Below are 13,675 nucleotides of genomic sequence, written 5' to 3'. Positions count from 1 at the left end.
CGGTCGGCTCCCTTAACGACGCATTGGATACCTAGGCGGTGGGCTGCACTCATCAACGGAAAGACTCGCCGCGAGTGCAATGAGCCGGCTCAGATCCCCATTGACGGATATGCAAATAGACGGCGGCGACTTCGCCTTCGGTCAAAAGCGGCGGTCAGCCGACCAGCCCGGAAACGTCTGCTCAGCGGCCAGAAGCGGACACCAAATGAGGGAAAGGTCCGGGGAGTCTGCCGGCATTCTCCCGCAGGTGTCTAAGCGCGCTTCACATGGCGAGCCGCCCGAAGGCCGCGCAGTCATTGTGGAGGCGAGCCGCGACCGGTTTGTTGGCGAATTTAGTCCTTTTGTTTCTCGCCTGCGCTTTTTCCATCGGAGCTCTTAGAGCGCTCTTCGAGCGCCTGGTCCTAGTCCAGCAAAGCTCGGAGCGATTCCGTGACGATCCATGCCGCAAATGAAGCAATGGCCGCCAAGACGATCATTTGGAGCCGCTCGTCCGCGGCGACCTTCCTGATCATCTGCCAGAGATGATGCATGATTAGGTCGCCTGCGTTTCAACGAGGGACAAAGGGCTGAACGACGACTTTCGGTCAGCTAAACTTGGTCGAGAGCTGAGGTCAATTTTTCGGTCCGTGTTGTCAATGCCGGGCGACTTGCGCCGACACTGTTGGATTCACGGCACCGGCTTGCCCTGCAAAGAACGCGGCCAAGGCGCCCAGTAACAAAGCCACCGCCGCGAACAATGCACCTTGCGAGACGCGCTTGGCCGCTGTGTCCGCCGCCTGCTTTGCCTGCTCCTTCGTCTTGGCTACCGCTTCTTTATATTGTTGCTGGTACTGACTGATCTGCGCCTTTGCTTCGTCTTGTGATATATTCTGCGCCTTGGCTAGAGCCTCGGCGGCCTTGTCGTTAGCCGCTGCCTGCTGAGAAGCGTCACCCGTTAGCGCCGCCCGGACGGCTGTGGCCGCGGCATCACGAAGCGCAGCGGGATCTTGCCCTCCCGAGGCGCCTCTAACTTTGCTTTCGATGGCAGCCATCGGATCGCTAACATTGTTCAGCGTAGGCGCCGCCGTCTGAACTGCCGTTTGTACCGACCCTCCAAGCGCTTTGCCCGCTCCGCCCAAAGCGGAGGATGCTGTGCTGAGAGCGCCACCAGCGATGCCGGAAGCGGCGGAAGAAAGCAGATACATTACTGCCAGCGTCGAGACGGCCCATGACATCAGTCCATGATAAGCCGTCGTTGAAGCCGACGCCTTGCCAGAAAGCCGACCGGCTATGTAGCCCCCTAGCGCTGCGGCCACAATTCCGGAAACTACGAACCAGATACCAGCACCAACCGACATCGAGCTTGCGCTGGGCGTACTACCCTCCCCAACGTCGACCGTCGATAAACCCACGCCCAGACCGATCATGTTCAGGATAATCTGTATGACAAGGGCGATGGCTGCACCCGCGAAAACGGCGCCCCACGCGACCTGGTTCAACATGATTGTGCGAATTTCGTCAGCGGGAACGACCTCGCTCGTCTGAGGGGGCGTGCGGTGGCTTGAACGAACCATTTCGGGAGAGTTGGCCATGACATTATCCTTGAAGCCTGTTTGATCCCGCAACTTGCTTTTGGATGCGACGTTCCTAAAAAGTCGCAGGCCTCAACTGCAAACCCCTTGCAGCACCGCCGCTCGAATGCCCGTTAGCGTGCACCTCCCGATTGTCCTTCGCCGAGTTCGAGCAGAACGGCGGCTCCGGCAGGTGTCGAATTGCTGTTGGCGCCATGGGTAGGCTCGGGGTGCTGACACGAACAGCAGCTAAGAAGCTAGCGAAAGATGACCCGCTTCAGGTCGGCATTCAGGTGCAAAGCCGTCGATGCCGGGTCTGCTTTGCCATTACCGGGCAGCCCCTCCTCGCCCAGCAGGTTCCACATCAAGCTCCCCACTCTCGCGCTCAATGGGAACTTTTGCCAGTTTTTCCCGTATTCGACAGGACGAACCGATCTGCCATGTCGTCCCAACAGACATCTCAGTTTCGACCGACTGCTCCTACGCCGCCGGCCAACCGGCCGCCAACTCTTCCTTCCCAGAAATCCATTGGAGTGCTGGAGCGCCGAGTTTTTCCTCGCACCTCTTTCGACGGTTCGGCTTGGTTTCTTGGCGGCTATCCTTGTGCACGAGCCGAGTATTCTGAAGACTTGGCCTCTGCAACTCCATGCCACAAATGAATTTGGGTTGAGCGCAACCGCCCGGTCAACCAATTCAATCTCACTTTTATAATCGCCGACCACGAAGGCTGATGTCTAGCTCTTGGCGATATGTTGTAATGTTTCGCGCCTAGACTCATTGCCGACTTGATCGGCCATTTGTAAAGCTTCGGCGGCCTTGTCCTGAAAGCGCTTGGCGTTTTCCAAACCAGTACGCGCCTTCTGACGGAGTTTGCTGGGCGACGTCAACCACTCGCTCATATGCGAAGCGGTTTCGGCCTGGCGGGCCTTCCGCAGAACTTGCTCGCGCTCGGGGCCGCGCGGCAGAGACTTCACCTCCTCGCGCAGTCGATTGGCTTCCTGGTGAAGCCGTTCGTCGAGAGATTGGGTCTGCTTGAACCGACGGCGCTCTATCATGGCGCTGCTCCATTGGTGAGTTAGGCGGAGCGCAACTGGCGTTCACACACCGATAGAGGTGTCGGACCAGTCGGTGATGGAACAAAGTGCGGCTAGGAAGGTGACAAGGCCAACGGTTTATTTCGTCCACACGCAACTATCCAGGAACTACTCAAAAGTAGCCGAATTGGCCAATACCCACATTCGCTTTAGGAACGACCAACCCGGCGGCCCATTGAAGATTGAGGGACGTCAGTTCCGCGACACGGTGGCGCGCCAGCACGTTAGTGCCGCAAGGGTACAGCCATGCACGACATGCGAATCCACCTAGAAAAACTCCTCACGGAAGCGGAGGAGTGCGCGGTTATCAGCAGACGCCACGCAGCCGACCAATCGAAGAAGGAGTTGTTTGCTGATCTCTCCTCGAACCTATTGGGGCTCGCCACCAAGGTGGAACTCGCCATCCAAGAGCGTCAGGACTGGTGTAACAGGTAGTGTGCATCGGCGAGCCTTTCCTGCGCCTTGCACCTGACGCTCGGGGACTACGTCTAATCGCGACAGGCGATCGGTAGTCAATGATCAGGTTCTTCCCTTCATCCGGCCATGATAGCGCAAGCTTCCCTGCCACACCTTTAAACAGCGGCAACTACACGGCCGCACCATCAAGACTGCCAATCCAGCGAGTCGGCCCTTCTGCCAACACTGCGCGGCGGGACAGGCAGTGCCGCACTAGTTGCCGCAGTTCCTAACTGGCTGCTCTGCTACATCTCGGAGGGTGCGGACCTGCTCCGCGCGGCGGGCGAGCTCCTCATAGGTCTTAGCGACCTTACGCAAGCTTTTCCTTGTCTCAGGATGCTCGCAGTTGTCCGCCTTCGTCCGAAACTCCTCCGCTCGCATCTCCCAGTAATGAGGCGAGTGCATACGTTCGATACCCATGACGCCAAATTTCCTGAATTGGTCGTTCATGTTGATTAATGTACATTCAGTCCAAGTGTTCCGCGCTCCTACCGGGGAACGGTTAGGTCGCTTCCTCACCCTAGCGGGCAAAAGCGATAGGAGCAGGTCGCGCCGGAGAGCCGGCCTACGTCAGCTATGGGTCTTGGTTGTGTGCAAACGGATGGTCGGCACGCGGCCGTGGTCGCCAATCACTGCAGGCGGCTGATGTTCTCGCGTCGGATCGTCCAATGACGGCCAAAGGGGGGATCGCGAGGCAGTATTGCGCTTTTGGGCGCACTTTCCGCTCTTCAGGTGGCGCGGATGGCTGCAATCAGGCTCGGCTTGCCGATGATGTTCATCACTCGTGTGAGGTTATAGGCGAGAACATGCAGCGCCATCTCGGCGGCGACATTCCGCAGGCGCTTCATCAAGAAGTGGGTCGCACCCATACGGGCTTTGATCGTGCCGAAGGGATGCTCGACCGTCTCGCGCCGCGTCCGCATGGCGTCTGGGTTGGAATCGAGCCGTCTCTGAACCTCCTCGACCACATGCTCATGCTCCCAACGCGTGATGCGACGCTCCTTTGAGGGCGTACATTGGCTCTTGATCGCGCAGCCTTGGCACGCTGCTGTCGACCAGTAACGGCGCAGCGTCATTCCATGCTCGATGTTGGTGTAGTGATAGGGCAGCAGCTGGCCGGATGGGCAGCGGTAGACGTCCTCATCAGGCAGGTAGGCGAAGTCCTGTTTGCCGAACCGGCCCTCCGCCTTGGCGTTCGACGTCATGGGCTTGGGCAAGGTGACTGCAACGCCAGCCTTCTCGCAGGCCAATATCTCTTCTCCGTCGAAGTAGCCACGGTCGGCGACCGCCTCGAGTTTGTCCGCTTCGAGCACTTCTTTGGCTTGCTTCGACATCCGAGCAAGCTGCCCACGACGTTGCCAACGTTTATGACCTCGTGCGTAACAATTAGATGGTGTTCGGTGTCCACCGCGACCTGGACATTGTACCCGACGACACCCGATCCGCGTCCACTGGTGGCCATCGAACGGGCATCCGGATCGGTGAGCGATATCTGTTGACCCGGCGTGTTGCGCATCTGCGCATCAAGCAGTTCCAGGCGGCTCATCTCCTGCTTCAGCCGAGCGATCTTTTCCTTGATCCTCGTCGTCTTGATGCTGATCGCTTCCGATGGCTCCTGCCGATCGGCGCTATCGAGTTGACGCAGATATCGACCGACGCTTTCCTCGATCTGCGCCATCCGCCTCGCCATCTTGGCATGCGTGAAGTTGCGGTCGCGGTTGTTCACCGCCTTGAACTTGCTGCCGTCGATCGCGACGCTTGGGGTCTGCAACAGGCCCATTTGCCGGCATAGTGCAATGAACTTCGCACAAACCTTCCGGATCGCCGCACCATTGTCCTTCCGGAAATCGGCGATCGTCTTATGATCGGGAGCCAGGCGGACGATCAGCCACATCACCTCGATATTGCGGCAAGCCTCACGTTCCAGGCGGCGACTGGATTGCACCCGATTGAGATAACCATAGATGTAAAGCTTCAGAAGAACTGCCGGATGATAGGAGGGCCGGCGCGTCCCCTTGGCGATCACACGCTCAAACCCCAGTCCATGCAGGTCGAGCGCCTCGACGAACACATCGATCACATGGACCGAGTTGTCCTCGCTTACCCAATCCTCCAGACATTCCGGGGCCAGCCTGCGTGTGCTCGGCTTCACGCGGGGCGAGGTGCTGCGCATCCTCTTGCTGGAGCTCGCGATCCTCACCCTGATCGCGCAACCGCCTGGCTGGTTGATGGGCTACGGGCTCGCCTGGGTCATGAAGACGAACCTTGCCGGTGAACTGATGCGCGTCCGCCTGGTCGTCGAGCATTCGACCTATGTGGTCGCCACATCCGTCGTGGTGCTGGCGGCCATCGCCTCCGCGGCCGTCATCCGCCAACGCATCGACAACCTGGACGTGGTCGCGGTCCTCGAGACGCGAGACTAGCCATGCCGGCACAGTGGATCAAACGCATCATCGGCGCCGCGATTCTAGCTGCGGTCGCGGGAGGACTGGCCTGGTTCGCCTGGCCCCGGCCTGTTTTGGTGGACCTCGCGATCGTCGGGAAGGGGCCTATCGAAGTCACGGCGGACGACGACGGGAAGACCGATGTGCCCATGTCTACACGGTCTCGGCCCCGATCGCGGGGAAGGTCCTGAGGATCTCGCATCCGATGGGCGAGAAGGGACCTTCGCTACACGTTGGCGACGAAGTCGTCGCCAACGAGACGGTCATGGCCCTGATGCAGCCGGCGCTGCCCGGTTTCATCGACGTGCGTTCGCGGGACCAGCTTCAGGCCGAGGTGCTTGCCGCCGACGCGGCCATTCAGCAGCAGGAGGCAGAGGTGCAACGGATCCAGGCCGCACTGAATTTTTCCAAGACCGAGTTTCAACGGGCGCAAGCGCTGTTGCGGACGCAGTCCACCTCGGCACAGGCGTTCGACAAGGCGAAGTTCGAGGTGGCGACCAGCGAAGCCAATCTGGCGAGCGCCAAGGCCCAGGTCGAGATGCGCCGCGCGGTGCGGACCAGCTTGGCAGCTCGATTCATGGATCCGGCCAACGCCGTGCCCTCTGCGGAGCCGACCTGCTGCGTCCGGGTGCTCGCGCCGGCGAACGGACGGGTACTGAAGATTGCCCAGGACAGCGAGGCGACCGTCCTTCCCGGGACGCCTCTCGTCGACATTGGCAACCCACTTGATCTGGAGGTTGTGGCAGACCTGCTCTCGACCGATGCCGTCCAGGTCAGGGTCGGCGCCCCCGTCCGGATCGACGGCTGGGGCGGCCAGCCGATCAAGGGAAAGGTGGTCCGTGTGGACCCGGCCGGCTTCCTGAAGGTCTCGGCCCTGGGCATCGAAGAACAGCGAGTTCGGGTAACCATCGACTTCGTGGATCCGCCCGAGGCGTGGGCATCGCTAGGCCACGACTACCGGGTCGTCGTCCACGTCACCACCTGGAGCGCTTCGGACGCTCTGACTGTGCCGGTGAGCGCCTTGTTCAGGAAAGGCGATCAGTGGGCTGTTTTCGCCGATGAGAACGGTCGCGCCAAAACCGTGCTGGTCAGCATCGGTCACCGCAACAACCAAGTGGCCGAGGTGCTCTCCGGGCTGGCTGCGGGGGACCAGGTAGTTCTGCATCCCAGCGACCGAGTGGTCGATGGAGGCAGGATCGGGATGCGCGCCGCACCGTAGGTAGCGGTCCGTTGGTAAGTGGTCGGCTTGTTGATGCAAAGTAGAAGACGGGCGAATCCTCGGCTTCGCCTCAGGGTCACATGGCGACGTTGGCCCGAGGCCGCAGACGGTCAGTTCCGGGCCACAAGCGGAAGTGAGGGACAACCAATGAAAGAGGCCGCGAACTGAGACGGCCTTACTTCGGTCCCGGGAGATCGTCCTTCTTCGGCGGCTGTAGGCCGGGCGAGTTAAGCCAATCGTCCATGTGAGCGGCTGTCTCTGCTTGCCTCGCTCTTCTTAATGCCGCGTCGCGCACCGGTCCGTGTGGCAGCAACCTAGCCTCCTCCAAGAGCTTGTGAGCCTCTTCGAGAAGCCGTACTTTTAGTGACTTAGTTTGTTTGAAACGACGACGACGAATGATCGTCATAACGCGCTCCTTTCCATTGGAGGAAGGCGGGAGCGCAATCGGCGTTCTCGTCACGGATAAAAGCCAAGGTCCGGTCCGTGATGAAGGGATAATGACACAGCCCCGGGTTTGGTTATGTATCTTTTGATACGCAGCGAGAAGTAATTATTCTTTCGGTAACTCAAATTGAGCCACTCGCAAATACAAAGCAGGCCACTGACCGTCGCCCAAGTCCGCTTAGGGTCAATCGCGTCGGTTTGGCCCCGATAGGTGATGGTTAGAGGTTCCTCTACCGCAACCAGAGCATTCGCGCGCTGCTCCGTGACGGCTTCGAGCGCGTAGTCGAAGTCAGCGGGAACTCGCACATCGATGGATTGAACCTCAAGCCCCAATCTCTGGGCCACCTCTTTGGTTTCGCCGAAGACGCGTGCTGAATAAGGATTCGCCGCATTCCAAATGACTGCCACGCGAGAGGTACTAGGGGCAAACTCGCTGAGCATTTCCAGTCGTTTCCCGCCCAGGTCCGGCACCATGAGACTCAGTCCGGTCACGTTTCCGCCTGGCCGCGCCAAACTGGCGACGAGACCACTTCCTAGCGGGTCGCCCGCGCCTGTCATGACGATGGGGATTGCGGTGACACTCTTGGCAGCAAGCGGCGCTTGCGTTCCCCCTGCTACAATCACATCCACCTCGAGATTCACAAGCTCCTTCGCTAGCTCAGGCATTCGGTCGAGCCATTCGGCGTATCGACGCTCAAAGATGAAGTTTTGCCCTTCAATCCAGCCCAACTGGCGGAGGCCCTCAGTGAAAGCTCCGTTTAGCTTATTGCTATAGTCGGTACTAGGATAGATCCCCGATCCCGGGCTCAACCAGCCGATCCGATAAATCTTTGGGGCTTGCTGCGCGCGCGCCACGCGGCCGCGCCGCCGAGCATCGTCATGAACCAGCGTCGGTTCATTGCCCGGTCCCTCCCGTGCTTCTGAAGGATAGCACACCTCGATACGGCAGGGACTGCTGTGCTGCGGGATTGCGATTCAGCTTATGTCGCAGATGGGTCAAAAACGCGAAGAATTCAGGTTGAGCAAATCTGGTCCGGCTCTGGCTCAACGAGCGGGCTACCGGCCGCGGAGGTGCAACTTCGCTGATGGGGCAGGAGCTGGTCTTCGCCAGGATAACAGTCGGCCGCCCCTTGCTCGCCTTTGCTGCAGCGAAGGCAGATAGCTGGCGTGAACAGCCGCGTCTCAGACGGTCAAGGCAGTACTCTTGTCAGATGCGTGCGCCGCTTCATTTTTGCAACCGAACATTGCATTTGACCCGCTATGCTCGACGTGGAGCTTCTGGTTGCGGCTCAAGAATGAACTAGTTCATACTATCGGGATAGAAAACACCGCTACGGTACGAACTGATCGAGAGATAAAGCATCTGCATCGGACGACTGTCCGGGTCGGAATTCGGTCTGGGTTCTTGGTCCGCCTCGCGCATCCCTCACGCGAGCATAGGATGCTCTGGCTGCAAATCCGTCGAGCCTGATTTCGATCAACGCGTGTCGGAGTTGTGGTGAGGTCCACATGTGCACAGGACTGGGCACGCCCATGTGCGATATCTGCGGCAAATTCTGCGCGCGCGGCGAACTGCCAACAGGCCTCGTGTTCGCCACAGTGTTCGACCACGGTTTTCGGCATACGCACGCACCCGCGCCATTGAACAGTAAAACGCGATTAAATCTGTCGCTAAGTCCCGGCCTCGGGCTCCAGCCCGATTTGTTGCCCACGATGGGCGGCGGGCGTACCATACCACGCCGGTTGTCAGCCTAGTGTCGAGAATTTAAGGACCGGCCGCAATACGAACGGCCTAACAGAAGATTTTACTCGGCCGGCCAGAGCTCGGTCGAACTGTTCATAATCTCGCGACCAGGAAGGCTCTTCATGACGGGGGGCATCAGTGAGAGGATAGTGGAGCGCAAGGTCGCCATTCTCGGGCGGCTTGGCGTCTACCCGATGGTTCGCCTCTCGCTCCCGGCGCGCCGGCTTCTCGCCTTTCTCGCGCTTCAAGGCGGGCCGGTCTCGCGCACCGCGGCCGCCAGCAATCTCTGGCTGGATCTCGCCGAAGACGCGGGCCGAGCCAACCTCCGCCGCGCGCTTTGGCACGTTCCGCGCGGCTGGATCGAGACCATGGGCGACGAGCTGGTGCTGTCGGCGGACGTCGATTTCTCGCGCGCGCAGGCCATCGCGGCCCGTGCCCTCAAGGGCGAAGCGCTTACCTTCGAGGACATCGTATTGCTATCGAACGACGTTCTGCCCGGCTGGCATGAGGAGTGGCTGATCGCCGCGCAGGAGGCGTTTCGCCTGCTGCGGGTGGAGGCGCTCGAGGCGGCCTGCCGGATGATGACGACGTGTGGGGATCTCGCGCTGGCAGCACAGGCGGGAGTCGCCGCGCTCGCCGCCGAGCCGCTGCGCGAATCGGCGGCCGAAGCGCTGATCGATGCATATCTCGCCCAGCGCAATCGCTACCAGGCGGTCCAGTGCTACCGTTCGCTGGCAAAGCGCCTTGCCTGCGAGCTGGGCGTCGCCCCGGATGAGGCGCTGGCGAAGCGCGTGGCCGGCATTTGTCCCGCCTCACGCACCGCGCACTAGCTTCCCCTTCCCTTCCTTCCTTTCTGTCTCGTCCTTTTCCGGAGTCTGCAGGGACGGCCGTCGTCTGCCCGCGGACGATCCTGCGACGCTGCGTGGACGCCTCGGAAAGCGCCGCGGTCACGGCAGCAATCCGCACTGAGCGCGCGAACAAGACGGCAAGGCGACGGCGCCACACACAGCGGCGGACGGCGGTCATGCTCAACTGCACCGCAGATGTTCAGGAGGCCGGAGTCGCGCGATGCTGAATCAACAAGAGTCATCCCATCTCTTCGCCGCGCAGGAAAATCCGTTCGCTGAAGCCTTCGCCGAAACCGGCAACGGCGCGGCGATCGGCTTCGCTCCGTGGAGCGAGAATCTCACGCCATTCGCAGCGACGCTCGATGGCGGCGCAAGCCAGTCCGAGACCGACCGCCTGGTGGCCGAAGTCTATGCCGAGCTTCGCGACGAAGCGTTCGACGAAGCGCTTGCGTTTCTGGCCGAGGAGACCGAGCAGGCACTCGACGAGCGGTTCGTCGGCGAGACGCCGGCGTCCGCACAGGAGCGCGAGCGCTATGCCGACGCGCACCTTGCCCCGGTGCGCTTCGAGGCGCAACAGTATCTGCAGGCGCTGGAAGCAGGGATGGCCGGCCTGGACGTCGGCTCCCTTTCAGAGCAACAGCTCGATGAGGTGCTGGAGAGATTCGACCCATTGATCGGAGAGCTGACGCCGGCCGGCGAGGAGTTCATCGGCAAGCTCATCAAGAAAGCCAAGGGCGTCGTCAAGACCGTCGCCAATGTGGCAAAGAGCGTCGGCAAGGTCGCGGGGTCGCTGCTCGGGCCGGTTCTGAACAAGCTGCGTGGCCTGATCAATCCCCTGCTCCGGCGCGTCCTGTCCTTCGCCATCGGCCGGTTGCCGGCACCTCTGCAGCCGCACGCACGCGCGCTCGCCGCCCGATTCACGTCCGAGGCTGCGGAGGAGAGCATCGACGAAGCTCAGGTGTCACCGGCGAACCTGACCGACATGGAATCGCTCGCCGAATCCTTCGACGCGGCCATCGCGGAGGCACTGGCGGGCGATGCGGCAGCCGAGTTCGAAGGCGAGGCGTTCGGTGCGACGGACGAGAGCGAGATCGAGACTCGGGAACTCGAGGTGCTCGCCGAAGCCCGCGGCGCACTGATCGAACGGCTGCGCGACGCCGACGAGGACGAAGATCTCGCGCCGGCGATCGAGCAATTCGTTCCCGCCCTGCTCGGCGCGCTGCGGCTCGGAATCAACCTCGTCGGTCGACCGAAGGTGGTGGGCTTCCTCGCCAATTATCTCGGCCAGCTGATCGGCAAATGGGTAGGACCGCAGCTCAAAGGGCCTCTGTCGAACGCCATCGTAGATACCGGTCTGAGGCTCATCTCGCTCGAGGCCGAGGACCGGGCGCAGCTCGAGCGCAGCGACGAGGTGGCGCCGGTCGCGCTCGCCAGCGTCGTCGAGGATACGGTCCGCCAGTTCGCCGAGAACGAGGACTACGTGTTCGAGGACGAAGAGCTGACCCAGCTCGCGACCGCAGAAGCGTTTAGCCAAGCCGTTGCAACGCATTTCCCGCCTCGCTTCGTTCGTGCGTCGCTGCAGCAGGCCCCGTCGCTCGGCGGAACCTTCGTGAGCCGCCGCCCGCGTAGCCTCCGGCCCTATCGCAAGTACAACCGCACGCCCGATATCCAGTTGACGTCGCAGATTGCGGACACGCTGCCCACCTTCGGCGGATCGACGGTCGGCGCGGCGATGCGGGCGGCGGGCGCGCAGTTTCCGATCCGCGCGCGCATGCACATCTATCAGTCTGCGCCCGGCACCACGCTCCAGCGCATGGTGCGCACCGACCGGTCGGGCGCAGGCGCAGGCCGCGGCTACATCAACACCGCCAACGTCCATCCGCTGACGCCGGCGGCGGCCGGCGTTCTACTGCGTGAACCGAAGCTCGGCGTCGCGGTGCCCGCCGCATATCTCCGCTCGCGACAGCGGATCGCCGCGGGCCAGCGCTTCTACATTCTGGAGCCGGTCGGCGCCGGCGCGCCGCCAACTTTGCCCGCGGGCCCGGCGGGACAGGCCGCGGCCAGGCGTCTGCGCGCAAGCCGTGCCTGGGCGTCGGTGAACATGCGCCAGGCACGCATCACCGTCGGCATCTACTTGTCGGAGGCGGAGACGCAGAAGATCGTCGCGGCGATCCGCAAGGGCCAGGGAAGCCTTGCGCTGCTGCAGGCGCTCACCAGGACCTACCAGGACATGGAGCGACTCTCCGCCGGCGGCCAGGCTCCTCTCCGGATGTTGCGCGAGGATGGTGAGGACGGCGAGACTTTCGAGGACTTCGCTGCCCAAAGGGGCAAGCTGCTGCCGCCCGGTCTGACCGCACAGCTGCGCCAGCGCCTGCGCGCCTGGGTGATGCCGGCGTTGACGAAATGGGCGCGAGCCAATGCGGAAGCGTTCGTGCGCGCAGCCGGACATCCCGATCCCGGTGTAACGGTTCGCATCCGCCTCACCGCGGTCCCCGGGCTCGACGCGATCCGCAGGATGCTGCGCGGCGGTGCGTCCGCGCCGGCCGGCGCCGCGCTGCGCGGCACACCGAGCATCGCCATCTCCGTCACACCTGGGCGGGGCGGCAAGTGACGCGTGACATCGACCAGCATCTCGTCACCTCGGACCTCCAGCGGCAGGTCGCCCACTGGCTGGCGGCCGCTCGCACGTTTCGCGATGCCGAGGAGTTTGCTTCGATCGAGGCCTGGAAGTCGGTCGAACGCGACACCGGTGCGCCGCTGCGCCAGCAGATTAACGCGGTCGTCGAGGAACTCATCGAGCTCGGTGAGGCGACGCAGCGGGTCGTTGCCGAGGCGCGGAAGAATCCGGCCCGCATTCCAGCCGCCTCGACCGGTGTCCAGCGTTTCCGTCGCCGCTACGTCCAGGTCGACACCACACTCGATTTCCTCGGAGATGCCGTGAACTCGCGAACGAGTGCGCCTCTGCGCGAGGCGCTCACGACGCTCGACCGGCTTGCGGTCACGAGCATGCAGGGCGTGCTCGAGCGGGCGAGGAAGCCGGTGCCAAGAGTGCTGGTGTACCAGGACAAGGGAACCGGCGCATCGATCCTGCGCGCGGGCGTCCGCCTCTGGGCGCCCGGGGCCATCATGCCGGTCGCCGCCATCAAGATCGTGCGCCACAATCTCTATCGCCCCACCTCGCTCTTTCACGAGACTGGCCATCAGGTCGCTCACCTCACCGGCTGGACGCCCTCCGTGCGAGCGGCCATAGCGCGCGCGCTGAAGGACGATGAAAAGCTTCAGGCGATGTGGACACCCTGGGCCTCCGAGATCGGTGCCGACGTCTTTGCCTTTCTTCACACCGGCTATGCCTCGACGGCGGCGCTCTACGACGTCGTCGGCAATGCCGACACCATCCTGCAATGGCCGGTGGGCGACCCGCACCCGATCGGGTGGCTTCGCACAGTCCTCGGTTGCGCAATGTCACGCCTCTGCTTCGGCGATAAGGGCCCATGGAATGCCCTGCAACGGGCCATGGAAGCGCATTATCCGATCGCCCTCGCCGAAGAGACGCTGCAGCCCCTGCTCGCCCGCTCGAAGGCCGCGATGCCAAGGATCGCAGAAGCGTGTCTCTCAGCGCCCGTACCGGGGCTCGGCGGCCGGCCGATGACCGACCTGGTCGATCCAAAACGCGTCTCGCCCCAGGCGCTTGCCGAGCTCGAACACACCGCTGGCGCAGCGCTCTGGACGTCGCCGGCGTGGCGGCAGCGCGAGGGAATACGGATCGTCGCACTCGCCGGCCTGCGCGAGGCCGAATGTCCGGAGACTGCACCGATGTGGATTGAACGCGCACGCAGCTGGTTCGTCAACCAAGCCGAAGCGGCGTGAATTGAGAAA

The 13,675-nt window shown here is 62.4% G+C and carries 6 protein-coding genes and 3 pseudogenes; 5 read left to right on the top strand and 4 right to left on the bottom strand.

The genetic code is table 11. From position 1 onward, the window contains the following. Positions 1-632 precede the first annotated feature (632 nt). The 3 genes and pseudogenes from I6F12_RS12130 to I6F12_RS12120 form a co-directional block, all read right to left on the bottom strand. Positions 633-1,571 carry a PhnA-like protein gene (locus tag I6F12_RS12130; RefSeq protein WP_225156384.1) on the bottom strand — a complete coding sequence of 313 codons (939 nt, stop codon included), beginning with the start codon at positions 1,569-1,571 and terminating at the stop codon, positions 633-635. Positions 1,572-2,425: 854 nt separating this feature from the next. Continuing rightward, positions 2,426-2,605 (bottom strand): annotated as a pseudogene (locus tag I6F12_RS12125) (hypothetical protein); the annotation flags it as partial. Between the two features lie 1,223 nt (positions 2,606-3,828). Then, a pseudogene (locus tag I6F12_RS12120) lies at positions 3,829-5,273 on the bottom strand (IS1182 family transposase). Between I6F12_RS12120 and I6F12_RS12115 the strand changes: the two are divergent. After that, entirely contained in the window at positions 5,191-5,523 is a 333-nt protein-coding gene (locus tag I6F12_RS12115; RefSeq protein WP_225156382.1) for an FtsX-like permease family protein, read from the top strand. The pseudogene I6F12_RS12120 and the gene I6F12_RS12115 overlap by 83 nt on opposite strands. Positions 5,524-5,525: 2 nt before the next feature. After that, positions 5,526-6,763, top strand: a pseudogene (locus I6F12_RS12110) (HlyD family efflux transporter periplasmic adaptor subunit). A 456-nt stretch (positions 6,764-7,219) separates the two neighbouring features. On the opposite strand, the gene I6F12_RS12100 reads toward I6F12_RS12110, so the two are convergent. Then, positions 7,220-8,062 carry an ABC transporter substrate-binding protein gene (locus I6F12_RS12100; protein WP_225156380.1) on the bottom strand — a complete coding sequence of 281 codons (843 nt, stop codon included), beginning with the start codon at positions 8,060-8,062 and terminating at the stop codon, positions 7,220-7,222. Positions 8,063-9,100: 1,038 nt separating this feature from the next. On the opposite strand from I6F12_RS12100, the gene I6F12_RS12095 reads away from it, so the two are divergent. From I6F12_RS12095 to I6F12_RS12085, 3 genes are all read left to right on the top strand, one after another. Further along, on the top strand, positions 9,101-9,781 hold the full coding sequence (locus tag I6F12_RS12095) for a BTAD domain-containing putative transcriptional regulator (protein ID WP_225156378.1): 681 nt from the start codon (positions 9,101-9,103) through the stop codon (positions 9,779-9,781). Between the two features lie 238 nt (positions 9,782-10,019). Beyond that, on the top strand, positions 10,020-12,410 hold the full coding sequence (locus tag I6F12_RS12090; RefSeq protein ID WP_225125305.1) for a hypothetical protein: 2,391 nt from the start codon (positions 10,020-10,022) through the stop codon (positions 12,408-12,410). Beyond that, positions 12,407-13,666 carry a hypothetical protein gene (locus tag I6F12_RS12085; RefSeq protein ID WP_225125295.1) on the top strand — a complete coding sequence of 420 codons (1,260 nt, stop codon included), beginning with the start codon at positions 12,407-12,409 and terminating at the stop codon, positions 13,664-13,666. Before I6F12_RS12090 ends, I6F12_RS12085 begins: the two co-directional genes overlap by 4 nt. Positions 13,667-13,675 lie beyond the last annotated feature (9 nt).

The sequence above is a fragment of the Bradyrhizobium sp. IC4059 genome (assembly GCF_020193615.1).
Classification (GTDB): Bacteria; Pseudomonadota; Alphaproteobacteria; order Rhizobiales; family Xanthobacteraceae; genus Bradyrhizobium; species Bradyrhizobium yuanmingense.
Note: the sequence above shows the minus strand (reverse complement) of the source record. Positions and strands in the feature narration are given on the sequence as shown.

Coding starts and splice junctions, on each gene's coding strand:
- I6F12_RS12130 (WP_225156384.1), bottom strand. CDS start 1,571: ATGGCCAACTCTCCCGAAATGGTTCGTTCAAGCCACCGCACGCCCCCT.
- I6F12_RS12090 (WP_225125305.1), top strand. CDS start 10,020: ATGCTGAATCAACAAGAGTCATCCCATCTCTTCGCCGCGCAGGAAAAT.